Raw genomic sequence first — 25,782 nt, 5'->3', positions numbered from 1 at the left:
ACGCTCGGCTGGGAAACCCCAGCCGAGCGCCTGCATAAACTGCTCGCCGTCTGACACAACCAATCACGTGTTGCGACGATCCCTAGAATCCGCCGAGGTCCCGGGCGGGGGCTTCTTCTCTGACAGGTCGACGGGTGAGGGCAAATGATCAGTTGGTTGCCCCCAGCCCCGCTGAACCATTGCCTGCAAGTCCTGACCGCGCTCGCCCTGCACCGCATGCCCACGACCAGTCAGGTGCGCCAGATGCTGCGGCCGGACAGCTCCCGCCAACTGGTCTCCCGCGTGCTGAACAAGCTGCGTTCCCGGACTTCGTCGACCTCATCCCCCTCCGGACTCGGACCGGTCGCGTACGCACGCCTGGTACCTCACCCCGGAGGGGTCGCGTGTGACCCGCGATGTCCCATCGTTCGGGGGCATCGTCCGCCGCACCCCCATCACCTCGACGACCGCAGCGTCACTGAAGACGCCGCACACGCTGACCGTTGTACGGTCCCACCTGCCGTTTGCGGCGGACGCCCGCCGGCTCGGGCACGAGCACGGCCCGTGGGACCGGACTCCTGAGGTGACTCACCTCACCGGTGAGGGCGAGCGGCTCGTTGCCGACGCCGTCATGCACTAACCGTCGTCGACGGCGAACACCGGCGGAAGCTGCGCGCGTCCGTGGATTCAGGCGGGACCGGGCCGGAGTTGAGGGGGCCGTCCCTACGGTTCGACGATGTGCCGCAGATAGTCGTGCGGGTTGGCGAGGTAGCGGCGCCAGTGATCCACGATGCCGAGCTCCCGCCAGGCGACCCTCCGGATGCCGTGTTCGCCGACCTCGAGGATGTCCGCGCCTGGCAGGGCAGTCAGCAAAGGAGAGTGCGTGGCGCAGATGACCTGGCCGCCCTCCTTGGCCAACCGGTCGATGTGCCCGATCAGTTCGAGGCACGAGGAGAAGGAGAGCGCCGCCTCCGGCTCATCGAGAACGTAGAGCCCGGCGTGGAGGAACTTGCCGCGGAATGCCGCGAGAAAGCCCTCGCCATGGCTGACCGAGTCCGGCGAGAACCCCTCCCTGTCCAGGGCGTCCAGCGCGGTCTCGGCCCGCAGGAAGAAGCCCTTGCGGGCCGACCAGCTGGTGACCATACGGCGCCCGCGCGAGGCCGCGTCGAACCTCATCCGCTCGCCGAGCGCCGACTTGCCACGCGGGGAGGCGTAGCGCCAGTCGTGGGAGCCGCCATAGGAGTCCAGACCGAATCCCTCCGCCAGCGCCTCGACCAGGGTCGACTTCCCCGATCCGTTCTCACCGACCAGGAAGGTCACCGGCGCGGTGAAGCGCAGCCCTTCGTTGAGCAGCTGCCGGACGCAAGGCACGGACCAGGGCCAGGCGTCCTCGTCGTACGAGGAGAGATGGGCATACGCGCGTTCGACAATCACTCGACCAGTGTCGCCCAGGACTCGGACGACGTACGTGCCCCCAGGTCGTCGGGACCAGCACCTCTTGCTCGTTGTTGCCATGCGTCCGATCGGTCGCGCCGCCGTTCCCTCCGCAGCCCGGGATGCGTCAGGCGATCTTCGGCTTCCGGGCCGTCTTCTTCGCCACGGTCTTCCTGGCCGGCTGCTTCTTCGCGGTCTTCTTCGGCATGTCGTGTACGTCGGCGTCCTCACCGCGGGAGGCGTTGGCCTCGGAGGCGGACTCGGTGAGGGCGGCCATCAGGTCGAGTACCTGGCCTGGTTGCTCGGCCGGCTCCGGTATCTCAGGCAGAGCACGGTCTTCCCGCTTGGCTTCGATGGCCTTGGCGAGGGCTTCGTTGTAAGCGTCCTGGAACCCGGATCCGTCGCGGTTGTCGCGGGTGAGGCGGTCGATGAGGGCGAGCGCGCCGTCGGTCTCCTCGTCGGCCACCTGCTCTGTCGGCGGGTCAACGGCGGCCGGATCGCGGGCTGCGTCAGGCCGGCGCATCGCGTGCAGGACGATGACGTCGAACGTGGACTCGGAGCAGGCCAAGGCTCTCCTTACCGCTCCACACGTATGTGGCGATGGCGACCTTCGACGACCGGCCGAGCGCCTGGCGCAGCAGTTTGTACGGTGAGCTTCCGCCGCCAAGCGCGTCGAGGATGCGGGGCCAGGCAGCCTTGCCGAGGAGCGCGTCAGCTTCAGGTGTGCCCCCGTACTGGAAGCGCGGGGACACCGATGCGGGGCTCTCGCCAGGAAGGCGTGGCCGGTGGCCGGCATCGTCGGGACCGCGGCCGGCGCACCGGCGTCCACGCCTCCTTGGCGACGGCGCCCCGCTGGCGCGGAAGTCGAGCCTGGGATGCGGGCGTTGGAGTCGAGTCAGGCTCCACGGGACCTCGACGCAGACAGCCCGACCGCATGGGCAGCTCCATGACGGATACGGTGACGGATCCGCTTCCATCCCTTGATCCGTAACGTCGGCCACGACCTGGGCACAAGCATCACTCATGTGGGCAATGACGGTGCCGCCCAGGGCATGACGCCCTGTCGTCCCTTGGCCTCCGCCATACATGACGAGCCGTCGAATTTCCCCTCACACAAGATGGAGATACGGCATGACCGCAGTGACGACGAAGACCAGAGCAACGCGGAAGAAGAGGATGGGCCGTGTGGCAGCGGTGCCGGCGCACCCGAATGTTGTCGAAAAACCAGCGGATGACCAGCACCGCCTGCCGAAAACAGCTCGGCGCCCCGGTACCGTCACAGAACCCGAGCCGGTCGCGCTCGGCCTTCCTTAACGATGAGCGGTACGGGACGGTGTCCCGGCTCATGTCGAGTCCGGGGTGTATGTGGCAATGGACGGCACGTGAAGCCTCCTGGGGTGATGAACGTGATCTCCGCAGACCAGTCCCTCCTGGGGGCTTCACCTGTTTCCTGCCTCGGACCGGCACCCGGCGGCCCTTCCTGCGACCCACGCCCTCACCCTGTGTGAGGTCCCGTCCGCTGCTGTCAACAGCGCACTGCTTGCACTTCCCCCATGACAGGTGCGTCCACCGGCATCGGAAAGGCGGCCGCCCTCGCGCTCGCCGCAGCGGGTTTCGAGACGGTGGGAACAAGCCGGAAGACGTCGGGAACCGACCGTCGCGACGGCGTGACGTTCCTCGCCCTCGACGTGGGCAGCGACGATTCGGTCGCTGCCGCGGTCGAGCAGGTGATCGAGCGGTTCGGGCGGATCGACGTCCTCGTCAACAACGCGGGCATCGGCTCCTCGGGCGCCGCCGAGGAGAACTCCCTCGCTCAGGCCCAGCGCCTCTTCAACATCAACGTCTTCGGTGTGATGCGCATGGTCAAGGCCGTTCTCCCGCACATGCGCGCCCAGGGAAGCGGGCGCATCATCAACATCTCGTCCGTCCTCGGGTTCCTCCCCGCGCCCTACATGGCCACCTACTCGGCGTCCAAGCACGCGCTCGAGGGGTACACCGAGTCCCTGGACCACGAGATCCGCGAACACGGGGTCCGGGCCCTCATCGTCCAGCCGGGCGGCACCAAATCCGCCTTCGAGGCGAACACCGTCGAGCCCGACATGCCCATGGAAATCTATGCGGAGCAGCGGCGCATCGCCGACCAGGTGGCCTTGGCGGTCAACGAGGACGGCGACGACCCCGCCACCGTCGCGAAGGCGATCGTCGCGGCCGCCACCGAACCCAAGCCGAAGGTGCGCTACACCGCCGGCCGGCAAGCCCGGCTCGTCAGCGCGGCTCACCGTATCCTTCCCACCGGGGTCTTCGACGGACAGATCCGCAAGACCAACAAGCTCCCCGGCTGAGGTCCGCACACAGTGATGAACCGCCCCGGGATCGGTGGAGGCTCTGTACGTTGACTGCAGCCGTCGGTTGGGGCTGGTACTGCGCGTAGTAGGTGGTCTCCGTTCTCGTGGGGCGGGATGCCTCCGATCGGCGCGTGGAGGCGCTGGTTGTTGAACCAGTCGGCCCATTCCGCGGTGGCGAGTTCGACGTCGGCCAGGCCGTGCCAGGCCTTGAAGAAGCTTGATCAACTCCGCCTTGTTGAGGCCGATGCCCCGGCTCGCCTGCGCTGACCGGGATGAGGCACGGCCAAGGTGGTGCTCGCGGTGCGGTCGCGGGTGGCGGTCAGGGTGCTGATCAGGCGCCAGCGCATCCAGAAGTTCATGCGCGAGACCACCGAGGCGATCGTCGGCGCGGTCACCGGCCCGGTGGCCCGCCCCCAGCAGTCTCCCGCTCGGCGGGTACGACGACGGCCGCCTCCAGTACACCGGCCGCGCCACCACCCTCAGGGGCCAGGGCGGCCGGCGTCGCCCGTCCCAGACGTTGCCGGCGCCATCCGTCCCGGAGCGACTTGCCTCCAGCCCGGGCGCTGGCGGCAAGTGTCCGGGAGTGGCCGTCCGGTGTTCGTGAGCTGGTCTGATCGCGATCGTGGAGCTTGATCAGACGGTCGCGAACCCCAGCACCAGCGGCACCACGGCAACGAGCATGATGACGGCCGGGACACCGACTCCCTTCTTGTCGCCTCCACGGACGTGCGTGATCACGGCGCCCAGGAAATACAGGACGACACCGATCGCCGCCGCGATGCCCAACGGCCGGTAGGCGATGCCCGCGAGCAGCCCCAGAGCGCCCGCGATCTTGACGAGGCCGAGCGGCAAGAACCAGCTGTCAGGCACCCCGAGCGCCTTGAGCGGCTCTGTGATCTTCGGGTCACGGGTGATGTCGGGAACGGCAGAGAAGACCAGCGCCAGGGACAGCACGACGGCGAGGACGACATAGGCGATGAACACGGAGACTCCGGAGGGAGAAGGGGACCGTCGACCGGCAGGGATACAGGGCGGCAAGTCATGAGCCGCGGACAATAATGTAAGTGCTTCAATGATTGACTGCAACCGACTGTTTCCCGACTTGCTACGGTCGGACCATGGCCAGCGAACGATCCGGGGGCACCGCCCCCGCCACCAGCGCTCCCGTCAGCTCCCCCATCAGTGACGACACCGCCGAATCCGCCGGTCCCGACTTCCGCCTCGCCCTGCTCCTGGCGCGGCATGGTGGCGCCACCGACACCTGGATCCGTGAGGCACTCACCGCCTCCGGGGTTACGCCACGCCAAGCCGTCGTGCTGATGTACCTCGACGGCGGTCAGCTCGGCCAGCGCGACCTCGGTGCTCTGCTGCGCGTAGACCCCAGCGTCCTGGTCGCTCTCCTCAACGCGCTGGAGGACCGCGATCTGGTACGACGGCGCCGTGATCCGGCCGACCGCCGCCGTCACATCGTCGAGATCACCGAAGCGGGCACGGCCGCCGTTACCAAGCTCGATGTCGCGATCGGCCACGTCGAGGACGAGCTCTTCGCCGACCTCACCCCCCAGGAACGCGACACTCTGCGCTCACTCCTGGCCCGTGTCCGTACCACCTACGACGGCGCCTGCGACGCCTAGCCGACCACGGACTGCTGAATACCCGAACGGGCCCCGGGGTGCGGCGCGCTTCACGCTCGGCGCCCCGTCTCGCAGGCGAGATGGCGGAGCACTGAGGGAACGCGTGCCCGGCCCCTTCAGCAGGAGTGGGGAAGACGGCTTCCATCACGGTCAGACCGAACCGCCGTCGAGGTGCTTCCCGGGGCGTCGTACCGACAGATGCCGTGGCCGGTCTTGCTGCCCGGGCCTCCGGCCGCAACCGGATTGCGCAAGGTCACGGTCGGCCTGAACCGTTTCCCGAGGGTGCCCAGGACGACACCTTCGTCATCATCCTGCCGAGCAGGCCCGCGGCGCACTCACAGCGGCCGACGACCTCATGGACCGGCTCCCCGCAGGCGAGCGATCGGACACGTGGCTGACCTACGCCGAGCAGAAGCACCACGCGCACCTCAGCCACGCCTACACCACCCTTCGGTGACAGCCCGTGCCCACGAGAGCCGGCACCGAGCGCTAAAACCGTCCGCGCCGACCAGCACCATGACGCGACCCCTGCCGCACATCGACGCCGCCGCCTGCTCCCGTCACGACGGCGACAGCGAACAGGTCCGCCGCCGCACGGCGTCGGCGGCAAAAGCCGGTTGAGATGGTGCCCTTGGTGGGGAAGGGTCTGTGGTCATGGAGTTCTTCAGCTACCACCGTGATCGGCCCGGCTCCCTCGCATTACGCGAAAAGTTGCTGGAGGAGCACTGGTCCTACATGGACCGGTACGCGAAGGAGCTGATCGCTCGCGGCCCGACCTTCGCCGATGATGGTGGAACACTCACCGGCAGCGTGCACATCGTCGATCTGCCCGATCCCGCCGCTGCCCGGGCGTTCGCCTTCGACGAGCCCAACTACCAGGCAGGCGCGTACCGGGACGTGCTGCTGCGCCGGTGGCGCAACATGCTGGGGCGCACCATGTGGGATTTCCCCGGTGGCCGGACCGGTGGCAACCGGTATCTGGTGCTCGGTCTCGGCGAGGGCCCGGCAGCCGACCTTGCCCTGCCGCTCGACCGGGACGAACTGGTCGCGTACGGGCCGCTGCTGTCCGACGACGGCGACACCTGGCTGGGTACGGCGGTGCTGCTCAGAGCCCCGGATCCGGACACGGCACGAGCTGTCCTGAATCCGGACCGGTACGCGGACATCGAGGTCCGCGACTGGGAGTTCGGCGGGCGTCGATGAGCCACGGAGGCGCCGGGTTGATGTCATCTCCTGAGGACATCAACCTGACACAGGAGCGATGACGGTGGCGACGCGGGGGTTCCGCTGGTGGGCGGGCCGGTGGAGTTACGGGGCACGCTGGACCTCTTTGGTCCCGGTCGACGGGTACGACTGGTGCACCGCCAGATCGCGCGCTGGACACCGGCGTGGCCACTCGACCCGGACGTCCAGGTGGTCGCCATGACCCCGTACACCGGGCTGGCTCCCGGCCTCGTGCGGGCCGTCGTCGAGCACACGGGAGCTCGCGGGCTGGTCCTCGAAGGTTTCGGCCTCGGAAACCTGCCGGGTGGCCTGACGAGTGTGGTCGGTGATCTGACGGAGAGAGGTGTGGTCGTGGTCATCGCGTCGCGTGTCCTGGCAGGCGGGACGCTTCCGGTCTACGGCGGAGACGGTGGCGGCGCGGGACTGGCGAGTGCGGGGGCGGTCTTCGCCGGGGGACTGTCGGCCGCGAAAGCGCGCCTGCTGCTCATGTGCTGCCTCTCCGGCACATCCTCTGTAGAAGCCCGCGTGAGACTGGTGGACGCCCTCGATGTTCTTGACGGAGGCTTTCAGGTCGCGCGGTGACCGTCGGAACCGGCCGAACGAGGACTGAAGGCCTTTCGACCACGCCGACACAGATCCTCGCCGAACCGGCCTGGGCATCGATGCTCAGCCCGTCCAGCAGCGGTTCGCTGTCTGGCCTGGTCAGAGGCATCGTCGGGAGTGGAGTGGGCTGATGGTGTGTCAGGGGCGGTCCTGCCGGACCCTCCCTCCCAGTGGCATCGAGAACTGTCAGACGGTGATGAGCGCAGCCTCTCCAGGCGATCGACGACCTTGCCGACGCGACCTGGGACCGTGAACCCGAGGACCTCTTCCTGCGCGTCGGCCACCGCTTCGGCCGAGCCGGCCTGCGACGCAGCCTGCGCGACTACGTCCATGCCCGGCTCGGCCCGGTCGGCCGCGAAAAAGGCCGGCAACCGGCCGAACATGCAGGCCACCGCATCCCCGACGGCCTGACTGCTGAACGGAGCCACCTGGTACGCCGACGACGTCCGCGACGACCTGCAACCTGCCTCACCACTCGGCCGCCCCGTCTCCGTAAGGGATAAGTCTTCGCCCACTGCCCGAGCTCCTTGAGTGCGGGCTCCGGCGCCATGCCTGCGACCGTGAGTCTGCAGAACACCCGCACTGGCGGTCCCTCACCGACTCCGCGGCGGTGGAGTGCAGCCCGGCTCGGAGCGGTTTGCGCTTTCAGCGTCGGTCTGTGCGAGGTCGATGGTGATCGGCTCCGGTGACTGTCCGTCGACGGAGCGCAGGCGGCGGCCGGGCATCCCTTCGTGAGGGTGAAGGGCGCACGACCATCCGGGCGTCGACCGCGTGGCGCGCCCTTGACCGTGGTCCGTGTGGTGTGGCCTGAGATCTTGTGTTGGCTTACCCGTGAAGGAGACACACGGCATGTTTGGACAGTCGCAGGCGTTCAGCGGCTTCGCAGTCGACGACCTCGGTGAGGCCCGCCGGTTCTACGGTGAGACTCTCGGTCTCCAGGTGGAGGAGTCCGGGGAGGGGGACATGCGGATGCTGACCCTCACACTCGGCAGCGGCGCGCGTGTCTTCGTCTATCCGAAGGAGACGCACACCCCCGCGACGTTCACGCTTCTCAACTTCCCCGTGGACGACATCGAGGCGGCCGTCGATGAACTGGAGCGGCGCGGCGTGAACCTTGAGCGCTATCCCGGATTCGACCACGACGAGAAGGGCATCCTCCGTGTCGGTGACGGCGGTCCTGCGGCGATCGCGTGGTTCACCGACCCGGCCGGGAACGTTCTCTCCGTGCTCCAGGAGAATTGACGAGCGGAGCCCGGTGGGTGTGGGTGACCCTCTGGGCTCGGCGGGCCCGCGTGCCGTGTGGGGTGCGCGTGCCCGCCATGGAAGCGCTGCGGGAGTTCTGAGGGACCAGTGTCCCTGCCCCCGCCCGGACATCGGGTTCAGGCCAGGTCGAACCGATCGAGGTTCATCACCTTGTCCCACGCGGCCACGAAGTCACGCACGAACTTGGGTCCCGCGTCCTGGGACGCGTAGACCTCCGAGACGGCCCGGAGCTGGGAGTGTGATCCGAAGATGAGGTCGACTGCGGTGGCGGTCCACTTGAGCTCTCCTGTGGCCCGATCCCGTCCTTCGAACACGTTCTCGTCCGAAGTCGATGCCTTCCACTCCGTTCCCATGTCGAGCAGGTTGACGAAGAAGTCGTTGGTCAGTGTCTCCGGCCGGTGAGTGAAGACGCCGTGTGAAGATCGCTGGTATCCGGTTTTCAGGATGCGCATGCCACCGATCAGTACCGTCATCTCGGGAGCGGTCAGCGTCAACAGGTTGGCGCGGTCCAGCAGGAGTGTCTCCGGCGACAGCTTCTCGCCCGCGCGGACGTAGTTCCGGAATCCGTCGGCCCTGGGTTCCAGCACGGCGAAGGACTCCACGTCGGTCTGTTCCTGCGAGGCGTCCGTGCGCCCCGGCGCGAACGGGACCGTGATGTCGTATCCGGCGTTCTTCGCGGCTTGCTCGACGGCCGTGCACCCGCCCAGGACGATCAGGTCAGCGAGCGAGACCCTGGTGCCGCCGGCGTGTGAGCGGTTGAAGTCCTGCTGGATCTGCTCCAGCTTCTGCAGCACCTCGGCCACCTCGGGCAGGTGGTTGACCTCCCAGTCCCGTTGCGGCGCGAGGCGAATCCGTGCCCCGTTGGCCCCGCCCCGCTTGTCGGTGCCGCGGAAGCTCGCCGCCGACGCCCAAGCGGTCATGACCAGCTGGGAGATGGACAGCCCCGAGGCGACGATCCTGCTCTTGAGAGCAGCGACGTCCTCGGCCGCGACGAGTTCGTGATCGACCTCGGGGACGGGGTCCTGCCACAGTTGCGGCTCGGGAACCCACGGGCCGAGGTAGCGCGTGACGGGTCCCATGTCGCGGTGCAACAGCTTGTACCACGCCTTGGCGAAGGCTTCCGCGAGCTTGTCCGGGTTCTCGTGGAAGCTCTTCGAGATCGGGCCGTAGACCGGATCCAGCTTCAGCGCGAGGTCCGTCGTCAGCATCATCGGAGCGTGTCTGCTCGACGGATCATGAGCATCGGGCACCGTGCCCTGGGCCGAAGGATCCGTGGGAGTCCACTGCTTGGCACCGGCGGGGCTCGTCGTCAGCTCCCATTCGTGCCTGAACAGGTTGTCCAGGTACCCGTTGTCCCACCGGGTCGGCTCGGAGGTCCATGCGCCCTCGAGCCCGCTGGTGAGCGCGTCGGTGCCTTTGCCGCTGCCGTAGGTGTTCCGCCAGCCGAGACCCTGTTGCTCGACGGGTGCGGCCTCGGGTTCCGGGCCGATGTACGCGGGGTCGACGGCACCATGACACTTGCCGAAGGTGTGGCCGCCGACGATGAGTGCGACCGTCTCCTCGTCGTTCATCGCCATGCGCCCGAATGTCTCGCGAATATCCCGGGCCGCGGCCATCGGATCCGGATTTCCGTTGGGCCCCTCCGGATTGACGTAGATGAGTCCCATCTGCACGGCACCGAAGGGAGCGGCGAGTTCCCTGTCGCCGCTGTAGCGCTCATCCCCGAGCCAGATGTCCTCGGGCCCCCAGAAGATCTCCTCGGGTTCCCAGATGTCCTCTCGCCCGAATCCGAACCCGAACGTCTTGAATCCCATGGATTCCATGGCACAGTTACCGGCGAAAACCAGAAGGTCGGCCCAGGAGATTTTCTGACCGTACTTCTGCTTGACCGGCCACAGCAAACGGCGTGCCTTGTCGAGGCTCGCGTTGTCCGGCCAACTGTTCAGGGGGGCGAAGCGCTGAGCGCCGCTGCCGCCACCGCCCCGGCCGTCGGCGACGCGGTACGTGCCCGCGGCGTGCCAACTCATCCGGATGAAGAGCGGCCCGTAGTGGCCGTAGTCGGCAGGCCACCATTCCTGTGACGTCGTCATCACGTCGAAGACGTCCTGCTTCAGTGCGTCGAGGTCGAGGGTCGCGAACTCTCTCGCGTAGCCGAAGTCCTCGTCCATCGGATTGGAGCGGGACGAGTGTTGGTGAAGAATTTGCAGGTCCAGCTGATTCGGCCACCAGTCCCGGTTCGTCCTGGGCCGAGTCGGCGCAGGGGTCGGAGAGGCAATTGCCGGGTTCTCGCTTTCGCTACCGGACACGTCATCCTTCTTTCTGTCTCGGTGATTCCACGCACCATGCCGATGAATGTGATGTCGCCGTCCGTATAGTCGCGCACCGCAGACGGCACCGCTACGAAACACGCAGAGCACCCCGCACGACAAACGCGCGAGCAAAGGCTTTCTTTCCTGCTTGGAAGTCAATCTCCAAGCGTGGGGCCAGGTGACTGCCCTGACTCTCGTAAAGCGGACGGCGCGGCACACCCGTACGGACATGTTCGGCGGCGATGTCCAGTTCGGGGCGGAGCCAGGACGCCCTTCAGCGCGGCACGGGCTTCCTCGCTCAGGGCCGTGGAAGGGCAGGTGAGCGAGCGGGTCACCTGCCGCACCGGCGGCGGCGGAGCGGTGCCTGCGGCGAGGCGGTGCGCAGGGTGGCGATGTAGGAGCGGACCATCTGGCAGGTGAAAAGGCGTCCAGCGCACGCGTCGCGCAGCACGGCGTTGAGGCCGGCGCCAGCCCAGGTGGCGGGCGATCGCCCGGCGCGATCCGAGGAGAACACGCGGATGCCGCCACAGGAACAGCCGAGTGAATCATCGCCTGGGCAACTGGACTGATGCAGGACTTCCCACTGCAGCGGAGGCAGCGAGTCCGTCGGGGTGGAGGTCACGCGTCGGCCGCCTCAACTGGCTGGTACGAACCCGACCAGCGGTACATCACGCACCTCAGACCCGTGACTCCGGAGCCTGTCCGCTGGTCCCCCTCACCACGAGCTTCGGGTCCAGCACGGCCTCCCGCGGTGCCACCTCCGCGCCTTCCAGCCGCTCCACGGCGAAACGCACCGCGTGCTCCGCCATGAGGACCGCGTCCTGGCGCACCGTGGTCAGGCCGATCGGCATCAGGTGGGACAGATGGCTGTCGTCGTAGCCGACGACCGACATGTCACGGGGGACGTCGACCCCCGCCCGCGTCAGCGACATCAACAGACCCCACGCGCACCGGTCGTTGCCCGCCAGGACCGCGGTCGGCAAGGGCTGCCCACGGTCGCGCTCCGCCAGAAGCGACGTCCCCGTCTCGATGCCCGACAGCTCGGTGTGGTCACCGGGAATGACCCGCGCCTGTGACTCCAGCCCGTGACGGCGCATCGCGGCCCGGTAGGCCCGCCGCCGCTCGGCCGACCCGGGGCCACGGCCGCCGTCGATGTGCACGATCCGACGGTGCCCCAGCTCGACCAGGTGGTCCATGGCCTGCCGCACCCCCTTGCCCTCGGCCGAGTGCACGAAGTCGACGTGGGCGTGGGGCACTCGGCGACTGACCGAGACGGTGACCGTGCGACGCCCGAGCTCGTCGAGGTAGGCAGCCTCCGCGTCGGAGCCGAGCAGGATCACTGCCTCGCAACGGTGACCGAGGAGCGCCTCGATGGCCTTGGCCTCCGCACGGCTGTGCGTGGCCGCGGAGAGCAGGACGTCGTAGCCGAGCCGTTCGGCCTCGGGGTAGATGCCCGCGATGAGGTCCGAGTGGAACGTCTGGTGCACGGTGAACATCACGCCGAGCGTGCGACTGCGCCCCCGGGCGAGCAGCCGGGCGGCGTTGTCGGGACGGTAGCCGATCTCGTCGGCGACGCGCAGGACGCGCTCGCGGGTCTCCTGGCTGGCCCCCGGCTGGCCGCGGAAAATAATCGATACGAGTGCCCTGGACACGCCCGCCTTCGCGGCGACGTCCGCCATCGTGGGCCGCTGCTTGGCCGACGCATCCACCTGTGAACTCCCCCTTCGACGCGCCCCACCTTACGGTCGGCCGCGAAATCTCCCGGCAACAAGCTATTGACATGACATTTGGACAGGGCTCATCGTACTTGCCTAGAGCGCGCTAGTAGAGCGCGCCAGATCGAAAACGTCCCACGAGAACTCCCCGGTGCCTCCGGAGCGAAGGGAAACCAGCGTGATGCCGTTCGAAGTGCTGACCATGGGCCGTGTGGGGGTGGACGTGTATCCCCTCCAGACCGGCGTCGGGCTGGCGGAAGTCACCTCGTTCGGGAAGTACCTGGGCGGCAGTCCGACGAACGTGGCGGTGGCCGCCGCCCGCTACGGCCACTCCGCGGCCGTGATCACCAAGACAGGCCGCGACCCTTTCGGGGACTTCGTCCGCGCGGCCCTGGACGGCTACGGCGTCGACAGCCGGTTCGTCGGCACGTCGGACGTCGCGCCGACCCCGGTCACGTTCTGCGAGATCTTCCCGCCGGACGACTTCCCGCTGTACTTCTACCGGCTGCCGAAGGCGCCCGACCTGGATATCGCCCCCGGTGAACTGGATCTGGACGCGGTGCGCGACGCCGAAATCTTCTGGGTCACCGGGACCGGACTGAGCGAGGAGCCGAGCCGCTCGGCCACGCTGGCCGCTCTGAAGCACCGGGCGAAGGCGGGGCCGACGGTCTTCGACCTCGACTGGCGGCCGATGTTCTGGCACACCCCGGACCGGGCACGGGCCTACTACGCGGAAGCTCTGCGCCATACGACGGTCGCCGTCGGCAACCTCGACGAGTGCGAGGTCGCGACCGGTGAACGGGAGCCGTACGCCGCCGCGAAGGCGCTGCTCGCCGCCGGTGTCGAGCTGGCGGTCGTCAAGCAGGGGCCGAAAGGCGTACTGGCCATGGATCGGGACGGCTCGGCCGCCGAGATGCCGCCGGTCCCGGTGGACGTCGTCAACGGCCTCGGCGCCGGTGACGCGTTCGGCGGTGCACTGTGCCACGGCCTGCTGTCCGGCTGGGACACCCGCCGCACGGTGGCCTTCGCCAACGCCGCCGGCGCCATCGTCGCGGGCCGCCTGTCCTGCTCCGACGCCATGCCGACCGAGGCCGAGGTCAACACCGGACTCCGCGAGGCAGCCCTCGCCTCCACCGAACGAAAGGCCTGAACCGTGCTGTCCGACAACGTGAGCCGGATCGTCGCCGCCCGGGTGGGCGACCCCGGCGCCATCGCGGCCGCCGCCGCACGCCGGGTGAAAGCGACCTCGCTGCTCGGCGAGCACGGCAGGGCCATGATCATCGCAGCGGACCATCCCGCGCGCGGTGCCAACGGCGTCGGCGGCGACCCGACCGCCATGGCCGACCGCTTCGAGCTCCTCGACCGTCTCTGCACCGCCCTGGAACGGCCCGGCGTGACCGGCGTCCTGGCCACCGCCGACATTCTCGAGGATCTGCTGCTGCTCGGTGTCCTGGACGGCAAGAGCGTCTTCGGCTCGATGAACCGCGCGGGGCTGACGGGTTCGGTCTTCGAGATCGACGACCGGTTCACCGGGTATGACGCCGAGACGATTGCCGCGATGGGCTTCGACGGCGGCAAGATGCTCACCCGCATCGCCCTCGGCGACCCGGCGACCCCGTCCGCCCTGGAGAACACCGCCCACGCCGTCGACCAGCTGAACGACCACCGGCTCATCGCCCTGATCGAACCGTTCATCTCGGTATGGCAGGACGGCAGGATCCGCAACGACCTCTCGACGGACGCCGTCGTCAAGTCGGTCACCATCGCCTCGGGACTCGGCCGACGCACCGCCTACACGTGGCTCAAGCTGCCGGTCGTGGCCGAGATGGATCGCGTCCTCGCCTCCTCTACCCTGCCCGCCCTTCTGCTCGGCGGCGAGGTCAAGGACGCCGAAGCGGCCTTCGCCTCCTGGGGCAAAGCCCTCAAGCAGCCCACCGCTCAGGGACTGGTCGTGGGCCGCTCCCTGCTCTACCCCTCGAACGGCGACGTCGCCGGAGCGGTGGACAAGGCGGTGAGCCTGCTGTGAGCGCCGGCAGCAAGTACCACCTCCACAGCGGAACTCCGGCCGACGGCCCCTACGATCTCCTGGTCACGCCCGAGTCGGCGGGCTGGAGACACTCCGGTCTCAGGATCCTGTCCCTGCAGCCGGGCCAGGCGTACTCCCTGTCCACGCACGACTCCGAGTTCCTCGTCCTGCCGCTGACGGGCTCCTGCACCGTCACCACGGGCGGCACGGCCTTCGAACTCGCGGGCAGGCCGGGCGTGTTCGCCTCCGTCACCGACTTCGCGTACCTGCCACGCGCGTCGGAAGCCCTGATCAGCAGCGCGTCCGGCGGGAGGTTCGCGCTGCCCTCCGCCCGTACCGAACGGGGCGGCTTCCCCGCCCGGTACGGGCGCAAGGAGGACGTCCCCGTCGAACTGCGCGGCGCCGGAGCCTGCTCCCGCCAGGTCAACAACTACTGCCTGCCCGGCACCTTCGACGCCGAGCAGCTGCTGGTGTGCGAAGTACTCACCCCTGGAGGCAACTGGTCCTCCTACCCGCCACACAAGCACGACGAAGCCCGCCCGGGCGTCGAATCGGAGCTGGAGGAGATCTACTACTTCCAGGTCGCCGGTGAGAACGGCTTCGGCTACCAGCGCGTGTACGGCACCCCCGAGCGGCCGATCGACGTGCTCGCCGAGGTCCGCTCCGGTGACACCGTCCTCATCCCGCACGGCTGGCACGGCCCGTCCATCGCCGCACCCGGCTACGACCTCTACTACCTCAACGTCATGGCAGGTCCCGGCCAGGACCGCGCCTGGCTGATCTGCGACGACCCCGCCCACGGCTGGGTGCGGGCGACCTGGGAGTCCCAGCCCATCGACGACCGGCTTCCCTTCGAAGGGCTCGACGCGCAATGAACACCGTCCACCTCACCACCGCGCAGGCCCTCGTCCGCTTCCTGGCCAACCAGTACAGCGAGCGCGACGGCCAGGAACAGCGGCTGATCCCCGGGGTATGGGGCATCTTCGGCCACGGCAATGTCGCCGGGGTGGGACAGGCCCTCCTCCAGGCCGCCGTCACTCAGGAGGCCGACCTGCCCTACTACCTGGCCCGCAACGAACAAGGCATGGTCCACGCGTCCGTGGCCTACGCCAAGATGCGCGACCGGCTGGCCACCTTCGCCTGCACCGCGTCGACCGGACCCGGTTCCACGAACATGATCACGGGTGCTGCGCTCGCCACCACCAACCGGCTGCCCGTGCTCCTCCTCCCGAGCGACATGTTCGCCACCCGTGCCGCCGACCCGGTGCTGCAGCAGTTGGAGGACACCCGAGGCGGGGACGTCACCGTCAACGACGCCTTCCGGACCGTATCGAAGTACTTCGACCGCATCTCCCGACCCGAGCAGCTGATCTCGGCCGCGCCGGCCGCGATGCGGGTGCTGACCGACCCGGTGGAGACCGGCGCGGTGACGCTGGCGCTGCCGCAGGACGTGCAGGCGGAGGCGTACGACTGGCCGGTGGCCTTCTTCCGGCGGCGGGTGTGGCACGTGGGCCGCCCGGTGCCGGAGCCGGCCGCGGTGGAGCGGGCCGCAGGTCTGCTGCGGAACGCCAAGAAGCCGCTGATCGTGGCGGGTGGGGGTGCCGTGTACTCCGGTGCCGAGACCGCTCTGCGGGCCTTCGCCGAGGCCACCGGCATCCCGGTCGCCGACACTCACGCCGGCAAGGGCGCGGTGCCCTGGGACCACCCGTGCGCGGTCGGCGGCATCGGTTCCACCGGCTCCTACGCCGCCAACGAAATGGCCCGCGAGGCCGACGTCGTGCTGGGCATCGGCACCCGGTACTCCGACTTCACCACCGCCAGCCACACCGTCTTCGGTAACCCCGACGTCACCTTCGTCAACCTCAACGTCGCCCGCCTGGATGCCGTCAAGCATTCCGCCGAACCCCTGGTCGCCGACGCCCGGCTCGGCATCCAAGCACTCGCCGGAGCGCTCACGGACTGGGAGGTCCCAGCGGAGTACCGCGAGCGCACCCATCAACTCATCGCCCGGACCAGGGAGATCGAGGAGCAGTGCTTCAACCTCGGTCACGGACCTCTACCCGCCCAGACCGAGATCGTCGGCGCCCTCAACGACGTGCTCGACGACCGCGCCGTCGTCATCAACGCCGCCGGCTCCATGCCCGGCGACCTGCAGCAGCTGTGGCGGGCCCGCGATCCGAAGGCCTACCACGTGGAGTACGCCTACTCCTGCATGGGCTACGAGATCGCCGCCGGCCTCGGTGCGAAGATGGCCGACCCCTCACGCGAGGTGGTCGTCCTCGTCGGCGACGGCTCCTATCTGATGATGGCGCAGGAAATCGTGACCATGGTTTCCGAGGGCCTGAAAGTCATCATCGTCCTCGTCCAGAACCACGGCTTCGCCTCCATCGGAGCCCTGTCCGAAGCCCTCGGCTCCCAGCGCTTCGGCACCAAGTACCGCTACCGCGACGGCGATTCAGGTCAGCTGGACGGCGATGTCCTGCCCGTCGACCTGGCGGCGAACGCTTCGTCGCTCGGCGCCGACGTCCTGCACGCCACCACCGTCGACGAGTTCCGCAGCGCGATGGAGAAGGCCAAGGCCGCCGCACGCACCACGGTCGTGCACGTGGAGACCGACCTGTACGGGCCCAACCCGCCCGGACACGGCTGGTGGGACGTGCCGGTCAGCCAGGCATCCGCCCTGGACTCCACCCGTACCGCGTACGAGACGTACGCCGCCCACAAGCTCACCCAGCGGCACTACCTGTAAGGAATCCCCTCACGTGAAGACCATCCAGCACTGGATCGACGGCTCCCCCACCGCCGGCGCGAGCCCGCAGACAGCGCCCGTGTTCAACCCGGCCACCGGGCGGCAGCAGGCCCAGGTCGTGCTCGGCGGGTCCGCCGACGTCGACGCGGCCGCCACGGCCGCCGGGCGTGCCTTCGAAACCTGGTCCGAGTCCTCCCTCACCCAGCGCACCCAGGTGATGTTCGCCTTCCGCCAGCTCCTCGTCGAACACGAGGAGGAACTGGGCCGCATCATCTCCGCCGAGCACGGCAAGACCGTGGACGACGCCCGCGGCGAGATCACGCGCGGCCGGGAGGTCGTCGAGTTCGCCTGCGGGCTCGGCGACGTCCTCAAGGGCTCCTTCTCCGACCAGGTCTCCCGCGGCGTCGACGTGCACAACTTCCGCCAGCCGCTGGGCGTCGTCGCGGGCATCACGCCCTTCAACTTCCCCGCCATGGTGCCCCTGTGGATGCACCCGATGGCGATCGCGACCGGCAACACCTTCATCCTCAAGCCCAGCGAACGTGACCCGTCCGCCGCCAACTTCGTCGCCGAGCTGTATCAGAAGGCCGGACTGCCGGACGGCGTCTTCAACGTCGTGCACGGCGGCAAGGACGCGGTCGACGCGATCCTCACCCACACCGGTATCGAGGCCGTCTCCTTCGTCGGCTCCACACCGATCGCCAAGTACGTCCACGAACGGGCCACCGCGCACGGCAAGCGCGTCCAGGCCCTCGGCGGCGCCAAGAACCACGCCGTCGTCCTCCCCGACGCCGACCTCGAGTTCGCCGCCAACCACATCACCGCCGGCGCCTACGGCTCGGCCGGCGAGCGCTGCATGGCCGTCTCCGTCGCCGTCGCGGTCGGCTCGGCGGCCGAAGCTCTGGTCGAGGTCCTGGAACGCAAGGCCCGCGAGGTGAAGGTCGGCCCCGGCGACGCGCCCGGCACCGAGATGGGGCCGCTCGTCACCAAGGCATCCCAGGAGCGCGTCGAGAAGGCCGTCGGAACGGCTGCCGCGCAGGGCGCCACCGTCGTCGTCGACGGCCGTGGACTGAAGATCGACGACCCCTCGTACGCCGACGGCTTCTTCACCGGCCCCTCCCTCCTCGACCACGTCACCACGCAGATGGACGCCTACAGGGAGGAGCTGTTCGGCCCGGTCCTCGCCGTGGTCCGCGCCGACTCCCTCGACGAGGCGATCGCCCTCGTCAACGCCAACCCGTACGGAAACGGCACCGCTCTGTTCACCGCCTCCGGCGAGGCCGCCCGCCGCTTCCAGCGCAAGATCAAGGTCGGCATGATCGGCATCAACGTCCCGGTCCCGGTCCCGATGTCGTACTACTCCTTCGGCGGCTGGAAGGACTCCCTCATCGGTGACTCCCCCATCCACGGCCCCGAGGGCATCCGCTTCTACACCCGCCCCAAGGTCGTCACCACCCGCTGGCCCCAGCCTGCCCAGCAGGTCGCCGCCGGGTTCGACTTCCCCACCTCCGACTGAAGGTCCCCTCCCCTCCCCGCAAAGGACACACCATGGCAACGGCGCCATCCTCCCTCCGCACCACCGCGGGCAACCTGTGCCTGGGCTCCGCCCCCGACTCCTGGGGCGTCTGGTTCCCCGAGGACAAGCACCAGGTGTCGTACACCCGCTTCCTCGACGAGCTGGCCGCGGCCGGCTACCAGTGGCTCGAACTGGGGCCGTACGGCTACCTCCCCACGGATCCGCAGCGGCTGAAGGACGAACTGGCCTCCCGTGGGCTGCAGGTCTCCGGCGGCACCGCGTTCGGCGCGCTGCACCGCCCCGAGGCGTGGGACGAGATGCTCGCCCACGTCCGGCAGGTCGCCTCCCTGACCGCCGCCGCGGGCGCCCACCACCTGGTCCTCATCCCGCCGATGTACCGGGACGAGAAGACCGGCGCGTTCACCGAGTCGCCGGAGCTGACCCCCGGGCAGTGGGCGGGCTTCGGCCGGAACGCCGACCGGCTGGGCCGGCTGCTCCTGGACGAGTACGACGTACGGCTCGTCCTTCACCCGCACGCCGACAGCCACATCCAGACCCAGCCCGAGATCGAGCGGCTGCTCAACGAGTCCGACTCCCGCTACACCAACCTCTGCCTGGACACCGGCCATGTGGCCTACGGCGGCGGCGACAACCTCGACCTGATCCGCCGCTTCGGCGAGCGGGTGGGCTACGTCCACATCAAGCAGATGGACCCGGAGATCCTCGCCCAGGTCGTCGCCGAGGACCTTTCCTTCGGCGAGGCCGTCAAGCGCGGGGTGTGCGTGTCGCCCCCGGCCGGTGTACCGAACCCGGCGGACGTGGTGGCCGAACTCGCCGCGCTGGACGCCGAGTTGTTCGTGATCGTCGAGCAGGACCTGTACCCGTGCGCTCCCGAGGTGCCGCTGCCGATCGCGGTCAGTACCCGTGAGCACCTGGCCGGCTGCGGGCTGGCGGGTACCCGGCGCCCGACTCTCGACCGGTAGGAGGCGCCCATGGACGTCAGGGACGACAGGAACGACATCGCACGGACCACCCCAGGCAGGGACGACACGCCGCCGGCGGTCTCCCGGCGGCTCCGGCTCATCACCGTCATCGCCACCTTCGGCGGGCTCCTCTTCGGCTACGACACCGGCGTCATCAACGGCGCCCTGCCCTACATGACCGACGACCTCGGTCTGACCCCCTTCACCGAGGGCATGGTCACCAGCTCACTGCTGCTCGGTGCCGCACTCGGCGCGGTCACCGGCGGCAGGCTGTCGGACGCGCGTGGACGGCGTCGTACGATCCTGATCCTCGCCGTGGTGTTCTTCGTCGGGGCCCTCGGCTGTACGCTCGCGCCGAACACCGCGGTCATGGTCGTGGCCCGGTTCGTGCTCGGCCTCGCGGTCGGCGGTGCCTCGGTGACCGTGCCCGTCTACCTCGCGGAGGTCTCACCCGCCGAGCGGCGCGGCGCACTCGTCACCCGCAACGAACTCATGATCGTGAGTGGCCAGTTGCTGGCCTTCACCTCCAACGCGATCATCGCCCGGGTCGGCGGTGAGTCCGGCGGCGTATGGCGCTGGATGCTCGTCCTCGCCACCATCCCGGCCGTGGTGCTCTGGTTCGGCATGCTGGTGATGCCGGAGAGCCCACGCTGGCTGGCCTCGCAGACCCGCTTCGGGGAGGCCCTGGACGTCCTCAAGCAGGTACGGTCCCGGCAGCGGGCCGAGGCCGAACTCGCCGAGGTGTCCGCCCTCGCCGTCAAGGAGGAGCGGGAGAAGCTCGGCGGCTGGCAGGACATGAGGGCCACGCCCTGGGTACGCAGGCTCATGTTCGTCGGCTTCGGCATCGCGATCGTGCAGCAGATCACCGGCGTCAACACGATCATGTACTACGGCACCCAGATCCTCACCGACGCCGGCTTCGCCGCCGACAGCGCTCTGACCGCGAACATCGCCAACGGTGTGATCTCGGTGCTGGCGACCTTCGTCGGCATCTGGCTGCTGGGCCGGGTCAACCGCCGTCCGATGCTGATGGCCGGTCAGATGGGTACGACAGCCGCCCTGTTGCTGATCGGTGTGTTCTCCCTGGTGCTCCCCTCCGGCGACGGCCGTGCCTACGCCGTGCTCGCCATGACCGTCACCTTCCTCGCCTTCCAGCAGGGCGCGATCTCGCCGGTCACCTGGCTGATGCTCTCGGAGATCTTCCCGATGCGGATGCGCGGCTTCGGGATGGGCGTGGCGGCGGTGGTGCTGTGGCTGACCAACTTCGCCATCGGACTGGTCTTCCCGTCCCTGGTCGACGGGATCGGAATCTCCAACACGTTCTTCCTCTTCGTGGCGGCGGGCGTCCTCGCCCTCACCTTCGTCAAGCGCTACGTCCCCGAAACCAGGGGGCGCTCCCTGGAAACCCTCGAAGCCGAACTCCGTACGCGCTTCTCCTGACTCCCCTGTCCCCGGGCCGCCGTCGGCCCGGAGTCCGCAGAAAGGACCACCACCCATGACTGTGCGCGTAGGCGTCATCGGCGCCGGCTGGATCGGCAAGGAACACATCCGGCGCCTCACCGACACCGTCACCGGTGCCCGCGTCACCGCGGTCACCGACATCGACGCCGCCCGCGCCGAGGAGGCAGCGGCGCCGGTCGGCGCCCGAGTGCTGCCCGACGGCGCGGCCCTGATCGCGGCGGACGACGTCGACGCCGTCCTCGTGACGTCCTGGGGCCCGACCCACGCCGAGCACGTGCTGAGCGCGATAGCCGCCGGGAAACCTGTGTTCTGCGAGAAGCCGCTGGCCACGACTGCCGAGGACTGCCTGAAGATCATCGATGCCGAGACGGCCCACGGCCGCCGCCTGGTCCAGGTCGGCTTCATGCGCCGCTACGACGCCGGGTACCGGCAGATGAAGCAGGTCATCGACTCCGGCCGCATCGGTGAGCCGCTGATCGTGCACTGCGCCCACCGCAACCCGACCGTTCCGCAGTCGTACACCTCCGCCATGGCCGCCCTGGACACGGCGGTGCACGAGGTGGACGTGCTGCGCTGGCTGCTCGACGACGAGATCGTCTCCACCCAGGTGGTGACCCCTCGCCCCACGAGCAGGCGGTTCGCCCACCTCAAGGACCCGCAGATCATGCTCTTCGAGACCGCCAAGGGTGTCCGCATCGATCTTGAGGTCTTCGTCAACTGCCAGTACGGCTACGACATCCAGTGCGAGGCGGTCGGCGAGGAAGGCCTGGTCCGACTGCCCGACCCGGCCGCGGTCGGCCTGCGCAGGGCGGGACAGCAGAGCACGGAGGTGCTCACGGACTGGGTGGGCCGCTTCGCGGACGCCTTCGACACGGAGTTCCGCGAGTGGATCGCGGGCCTCGCCGCCGGCCATGAGCCCACCGGCCCCTCCGCGTGGGACGGCTATGCCGCCACCGTCATCACCAGCGCAACCGTCGAGGCCCTGGAGTCGGGCCGCGTGGTCGCCACGGACCTCAAGCCCCGCCCCACACTCTACGGAGGTGCCGCATGAAGATCGCTCTCGACCCGTACATGTTCCGCGCCCTGCCCATCGACGACATGGTGCGCACGGTTGCCGAACTCGGCTATCGGTACATCGAGTTGTCCCCGCGTGACGACTTCATGCCGTTCTTTCTGCACCCGCGGGCGGACGACGGGCGGATCGCCGCCCTGAAGAATTCGCTGCGCACCCACGGCGTGCAACTGTCCTCGGTGCTGCCCCTCTACAAGTGGTCCTCACCCGACGAGAGCGAGCGGCAAGCCGCCGTGCGCTACTGGAAGCGGATGATCCAGATCACCGCCGAGCTCGAATGCCCGTTGATGAACTCGGAGTTCAACGGCCGCCCCGAACAGGCAGCACAGAGCGAGGCCGCGTTCTGGCGCTCGCTGGAGGAGCTGCTGCCGATCTTCGAGCGGGAAGGCATCGCACTCAATCTGGAGGCCCATCCGGACGACTTCTGCGAGGAGAACACCCCGGCGGTCGACCTCGTCCGCGCGATCAACGAGCCGTGGGTGAACTACCTCTACTGCGCGCCCCATTCCTTCCACCTCTCGGGCGCCTCGCAGGTGGGCGCGGACATCGCGGCGATGATGCGCTACGCCGGCGACAAACTGAAGCACGTGCACATCGCCGACTCCTTCAACCACAAGGGCTCCTCAGGCCTGCGCTACATCCTCAACCCGCCCGGGACGGCCGCCCGTATCCACCAGCACCTCGACATCGACCAGGGCGAGGTCGACTGGAACGCCTTCTTCGGCACCCTGCGCGAGCTGGACTTCGACGGCGTCGCCACCGCCTGCGTCTTCGCCTGGGAGGAACGGGCCCGCGAGTCCTCCGCGTACATGCTCGACCGCATCACCAAGGAACTGGCCGCCTGAACGCGACCTGCGGCTCTGCTGGGCCGCCATCGGCGCGACGGGTAGACGGCCCCACGCAACAACCTGCGAACTATGTTGGTACGTCCTGACAAGGATCTTGACACCATCGATGGCTCGATCCATAGTACGAGCCACTAGAGCGCGCTAATAAAGCGCTCTAGTCAGGTATCGGACGGTCCGCACAGACCGCCAAGTACCGCGTCCCGCCACCAGACACGGTGCGCGCACCGCCCCGCCGGCCCCATCGACCGAAGGCACATCCCTCGGTCACGGTTACGGACCCACCAACATAGGTTCCGCAGCGACCGGCCCGCCTCCACCCGAAGCCGTTCCACACCATCCCGCACAGACCATCCCGACCAGCACAGTGAGGTGCGAGGGACATGCACAGACACCACCGAGCCGCCACCCTTTCCGCAGTCGTTCTCACCGGCGCCCTGCTCGCCACCGGATGCTCCAGCAGCTCCGGCGGGAAGAAGGCCGAGGAAGGCGGATCCGCCGCCTCCGCGGGCAAGGCCACCACTCCCCGTATGACCGTGGCCTTGATCACCCACGCCTCCCCCGGCGACACCTTCTGGGACCTCATCCGCAAGGGTGCCGAGGCAGCCGCCGCGAAGGACAACATCAAGCTCGTCTACTCCAGCGACCCCAGCGCCGGCAACCAGGCCAACCTCGTGCAGAACGCGATCGACCAGAAGGTCGACGGCATCGCGCTCACCGCCGCCAAGCCCGACGCCATGAAGGACGTGGTCGCCAAGGCCAAGGCGGCCGGTATCCCGGTCGTCGGCTTCAACTCCGGGGTGGCCGACTGGAAGAGGCTCGGCATGCTCGAGTACTTCGGCCAGGATGAGAACATCGCGGGCCAGGCCTTCGGCGAACGCCTCAACGGGCTCGGCGCCAAGCACGCCCTGTGCGTCATCCAGGAGCAGGGGCAGGTCGCCCTGGAGGCCCGCTGCGCCGGCCTGAAGAAGGGCTTCAGCGGCAAGACCGACACCCTCTACGTCAACGGCACGGACATGCCGTCGGTGAAGTCGACGATCACCGCCAAGCTCAAGCAGGACTCCTCCATCGACCAGGTGGTCACCCTCGGCGCCCCGATCGCACTCACCGCCGTGCAGTCACTGTCCGACGCCGGCACCAAGGCCAAGATCGCGACCTTCGACCTGAACAAGCAACTGGTCAAGGCTGTCCAGGACGGCACGATCGAGTTCGCCGTCGACCAGCAGCCCTACCTCCAGGGCTACCTCGCCGTCGACGCCCTCTGGCTCTACAAGACCAACGGCAACGTCAGCGGCGGCGGCACCGCGCCCGTCCTCACCGGCCCGGCCTTCATCACCAAGGACAACGCCGCCGACGTCGCCGAGTTCGCCGCCAAGGGCACCCGGTGATGAGCATGACCCCGCACGCCGAGCCGGCGGTGACCACACCGCCGGCCCCCGGCCCGAAGCAGACCGATGGCAGGGCCTCTCGACGCCCCCTGACGCTCAGGCTGTTGGCCCGCCCCGAGGTGGGTGTCTTTCTCGGCGCCGCCGCGGTGTACGTGTTCTTCCTGATCGCGGCACCGCCGGTGCGTGACGGCAGCTCGATGTCCAACATCCTGTACCAGTCCTCCACCATCGGGATCATGGCCCTGCCGGTGGCGCTGCTGATGATCGGCGGCGAGTTCGACCTGTCGTCCGGCGTCGCCGTGATCACCTCGGCGCTCACCGCGGCCATGCTCAGCTTCCAGCTGACCACGAACGTCTGGGTCGGTGTGATCGCCGCGCTGCTCGTCTCGCTCGCGGTCGGCTTCTTCAACGGCTGGCTGCTGATGAAGACCGGCCTGCCGAGCTTCCTGGTCACGCTCGGCACCTTCCTGATCCTCCAGGGTGCCAACCTCGCGGTCACCAAGCTGATCACCGGCAATGTCGCCACCGATGACATCAGCGACATGGACGGCTTCGACCAGGCCCGGGAGCTCTTCGCCTCGTCCTTCGCGGTGGGCGGAGTCCAGGTGAAGATCACGGTTGTGTGGTGGCTGGTCTTCGCGGCGATCGCCACGTGGGTGCTGCTGCGCACCAAGTACGGCAACTGGATCTTCGCGGTGGGCGGCAACAAGGAGAGCGCGCGGGCCGTCGGTGTGCCGGTGACGTTCACCAAGATCTCCCTGTTCATGCTGGTCGGGTTCGGCGCCTGGTTCGTCGGCATGCACCAGCTGTTCTCCTTCAACACCGTGCAGTCCGGCGAGGGCGTGGGCCAGGAGCTCATCTACATCGCCGCGGCGGTCATCGGCGGCTGTCTGCTGACCGGCGGCTACGGCTCGGCTATCGGCCCGGTCTTCGGCGCCTTCATGTTCGGCATGGTCCAGCAGGGCATCGTCTACGCCGGCTGGAACCCCGACTGGTTCAAGGCATTCCTCGGCGTGATGCTCCTCGGTGCCACGCTCATCAATCTGTGGGTCAGCCGCGCGGCGACCCGGAGGTGACCCGCCCCATGACAACCACCCATGACATCGCATCCGAAGACGCCCCTGTCGTCGAGTTGAAGGGCACGGGCAAGTCGTACGGCAACGTCCGCGCCCTGCACAGCGTCGACCTCCAGGTCCACCCCGGCCGCGTCACCTGCGTGCTCGGCGACAACGGCGC

Annotated in this window: 23 protein-coding genes and 1 pseudogene; 18 read left to right on the top strand and 6 right to left on the bottom strand. The window is 68.6% G+C overall.

Annotated features, from left to right (window positions below):
* Positions 1-385 precede the first annotated feature (385 nt).
* Positions 386-619: a hypothetical protein gene (locus ACZ5XS_RS43780; protein WP_468661121.1), complete on the top strand. Its 234-nt coding sequence runs from the start codon at positions 386-388 to the stop codon at positions 617-619.
* Between the two features lie 83 nt (positions 620-702).
* Here ACZ5XS_RS43780 and ACZ5XS_RS43775 read toward each other — a convergent pair whose 3' ends face one another.
* The 3 genes from ACZ5XS_RS43775 to ACZ5XS_RS43765 all read right to left on the bottom strand — a co-directional run bounded on the left by ACZ5XS_RS43775 (position 703) and on the right by ACZ5XS_RS43765 (position 2,390).
* Entirely contained in the window at positions 703-1,413 is a 711-nt protein-coding gene (locus ACZ5XS_RS43775) for an AAA family ATPase (RefSeq protein ID WP_468661119.1), read from the bottom strand.
* A 127-nt stretch (positions 1,414-1,540) separates the two neighbouring features.
* Entirely contained in the window at positions 1,541-1,981 is a 441-nt protein-coding gene (locus tag ACZ5XS_RS43770; protein WP_468661129.1) for a Ku family protein, read from the bottom strand.
* Positions 1,923-2,390: a Ku protein gene (locus ACZ5XS_RS43765; protein WP_468661117.1), complete on the bottom strand. Its 468-nt coding sequence runs from the start codon at positions 2,388-2,390 to the stop codon at positions 1,923-1,925. The genes ACZ5XS_RS43770 and ACZ5XS_RS43765 overlap by 59 nt, the downstream gene beginning before the upstream one ends.
* Before the next feature lie 576 nt (positions 2,391-2,966).
* On the opposite strand from ACZ5XS_RS43765, the gene ACZ5XS_RS43760 reads away from it, so the two are divergent.
* Positions 2,967-3,755: an oxidoreductase gene (locus ACZ5XS_RS43760; protein ID WP_468661116.1), complete on the top strand. Its 789-nt coding sequence runs from the start codon at positions 2,967-2,969 to the stop codon at positions 3,753-3,755.
* A 636-nt stretch (positions 3,756-4,391) separates the two neighbouring features.
* Here the strand turns inward: ACZ5XS_RS43760 and ACZ5XS_RS43755 are convergent.
* Positions 4,392-4,742 carry a DoxX family protein gene (locus tag ACZ5XS_RS43755; RefSeq protein ID WP_468661114.1) on the bottom strand — a complete coding sequence of 117 codons (351 nt, stop codon included), beginning with the start codon at positions 4,740-4,742 and terminating at the stop codon, positions 4,392-4,394.
* A 134-nt stretch (positions 4,743-4,876) separates the two neighbouring features.
* On the opposite strand from ACZ5XS_RS43755, the gene ACZ5XS_RS43750 reads away from it, so the two are divergent.
* The 4 genes from ACZ5XS_RS43750 (at position 4,877) to ACZ5XS_RS43735 (ending at position 8,461) form a co-directional block, all read left to right on the top strand.
* A complete protein-coding gene (locus ACZ5XS_RS43750; protein WP_468661112.1) occupies positions 4,877-5,392 on the top strand; it encodes a MarR family winged helix-turn-helix transcriptional regulator in 516 nt (171 codons plus the stop codon).
* A 654-nt stretch (positions 5,393-6,046) separates the two neighbouring features.
* Complete coding sequence (locus ACZ5XS_RS43745) at positions 6,047-6,595, top strand: YciI family protein (protein ID WP_468661110.1); 549 nt, start codon at positions 6,047-6,049, stop codon at positions 6,593-6,595.
* A 153-nt stretch (positions 6,596-6,748) separates the two neighbouring features.
* A complete protein-coding gene (locus ACZ5XS_RS43740) occupies positions 6,749-7,198 on the top strand; it encodes a hypothetical protein (protein ID WP_468661108.1) in 450 nt (149 codons plus the stop codon).
* A gap of 870 nt (positions 7,199-8,068) precedes the next feature.
* Entirely contained in the window at positions 8,069-8,461 is a 393-nt protein-coding gene (locus ACZ5XS_RS43735) for a VOC family protein (protein WP_468661106.1), read from the top strand.
* Positions 8,462-8,598: 137 nt separating this feature from the next.
* Here the strand turns inward: ACZ5XS_RS43735 and katG are convergent, their stop codons facing one another.
* Together katG and ACZ5XS_RS43725 are read right to left on the bottom strand one after the other, a co-directional pair.
* A complete protein-coding gene (gene katG, locus ACZ5XS_RS43730) occupies positions 8,599-10,788 on the bottom strand; it encodes a catalase/peroxidase HPI (protein ID WP_468661127.1) in 2,190 nt (729 codons plus the stop codon).
* A 680-nt stretch (positions 10,789-11,468) separates the two neighbouring features.
* Positions 11,469-12,470: a LacI family DNA-binding transcriptional regulator gene (locus tag ACZ5XS_RS43725; RefSeq protein ID WP_468661125.1), complete on the bottom strand. Its 1,002-nt coding sequence runs from the start codon at positions 12,468-12,470 to the stop codon at positions 11,469-11,471.
* A gap of 217 nt (positions 12,471-12,687) precedes the next feature.
* Between ACZ5XS_RS43725 and iolC the strand changes: the two genes are divergently transcribed.
* The 12 genes and pseudogenes from iolC to ACZ5XS_RS43665 all read left to right on the top strand — a co-directional run.
* Positions 12,688-13,656, top strand: coding sequence for a 5-dehydro-2-deoxygluconokinase (gene iolC / locus ACZ5XS_RS43720; RefSeq protein WP_468661123.1), 969 nt, complete (start codon positions 12,688-12,690; stop codon positions 13,654-13,656).
* 3 nt (positions 13,657-13,659) lie between these two features.
* Entirely contained in the window at positions 13,660-14,532 is an 873-nt protein-coding gene (locus tag ACZ5XS_RS43715) for a Cgl0159 family (beta/alpha)8-fold protein (RefSeq protein WP_468661104.1), read from the top strand.
* The gene (iolB, locus tag ACZ5XS_RS43710; protein ID WP_468661102.1) at positions 14,529-15,407 is read left to right on the top strand and encodes a 5-deoxy-glucuronate isomerase; all 879 of its coding nucleotides are present in this window, start codon (positions 14,529-14,531) and stop codon (positions 15,405-15,407) included. Before ACZ5XS_RS43715 ends, iolB begins: the two co-directional genes overlap by 4 nt.
* Positions 15,404-17,281 (top strand): 3D-(3,5/4)-trihydroxycyclohexane-1,2-dione acylhydrolase (decyclizing), encoded by a 1,878-nt coding sequence (iolD, locus tag ACZ5XS_RS43705; RefSeq protein ID WP_468661101.1) that lies wholly within the window; start codon positions 15,404-15,406, stop codon positions 17,279-17,281. Before iolB ends, iolD begins: the two co-directional genes overlap by 4 nt.
* A gap of 13 nt (positions 17,282-17,294) precedes the next feature.
* Positions 17,295-18,797: a CoA-acylating methylmalonate-semialdehyde dehydrogenase gene (locus tag ACZ5XS_RS43700; RefSeq protein ID WP_468661099.1), complete on the top strand. Its 1,503-nt coding sequence runs from the start codon at positions 17,295-17,297 to the stop codon at positions 18,795-18,797.
* A gap of 32 nt (positions 18,798-18,829) precedes the next feature.
* Positions 18,830-19,780, top strand: coding sequence for a TIM barrel protein (locus tag ACZ5XS_RS43695; protein ID WP_468661097.1), 951 nt, complete (start codon positions 18,830-18,832; stop codon positions 19,778-19,780).
* 9 nt (positions 19,781-19,789) lie between these two features.
* Positions 19,790-21,220 carry a sugar porter family MFS transporter gene (locus ACZ5XS_RS43690; RefSeq protein ID WP_468661095.1) on the top strand — a complete coding sequence of 477 codons (1,431 nt, stop codon included), beginning with the start codon at positions 19,790-19,792 and terminating at the stop codon, positions 21,218-21,220.
* Between the two features lie 55 nt (positions 21,221-21,275).
* Positions 21,276-22,292 carry a Gfo/Idh/MocA family oxidoreductase gene (locus ACZ5XS_RS43685; protein WP_468661093.1) on the top strand — a complete coding sequence of 339 codons (1,017 nt, stop codon included), beginning with the start codon at positions 21,276-21,278 and terminating at the stop codon, positions 22,290-22,292.
* Entirely contained in the window at positions 22,289-23,158 is an 870-nt protein-coding gene (locus tag ACZ5XS_RS43680; protein WP_468661091.1) for a sugar phosphate isomerase/epimerase family protein, read from the top strand. The genes ACZ5XS_RS43685 and ACZ5XS_RS43680 overlap by 4 nt, the downstream gene beginning before the upstream one ends.
* Before the next feature lie 383 nt (positions 23,159-23,541).
* Positions 23,542-24,546 (top strand): sugar ABC transporter substrate-binding protein, encoded by a 1,005-nt coding sequence (locus tag ACZ5XS_RS43675; RefSeq protein WP_468661089.1) that lies wholly within the window; start codon positions 23,542-23,544, stop codon positions 24,544-24,546.
* Positions 24,546-25,622: an ABC transporter permease gene (locus ACZ5XS_RS43670; protein WP_468661087.1), complete on the top strand. Its 1,077-nt coding sequence runs from the start codon at positions 24,546-24,548 to the stop codon at positions 25,620-25,622. The genes ACZ5XS_RS43675 and ACZ5XS_RS43670 overlap by 1 nt, the downstream gene beginning before the upstream one ends.
* Positions 25,623-25,630: 8 nt before the next feature.
* Positions 25,631-25,782 (top strand): annotated as a pseudogene (locus tag ACZ5XS_RS43665) (sugar ABC transporter ATP-binding protein); the annotation flags it as partial.

This window comes from Streptomyces sp. NPDC033131 (assembly GCF_055578365.1).
Note: the sequence above shows the minus strand (reverse complement) of the source record. Positions and strands in the feature narration are given on the sequence as shown.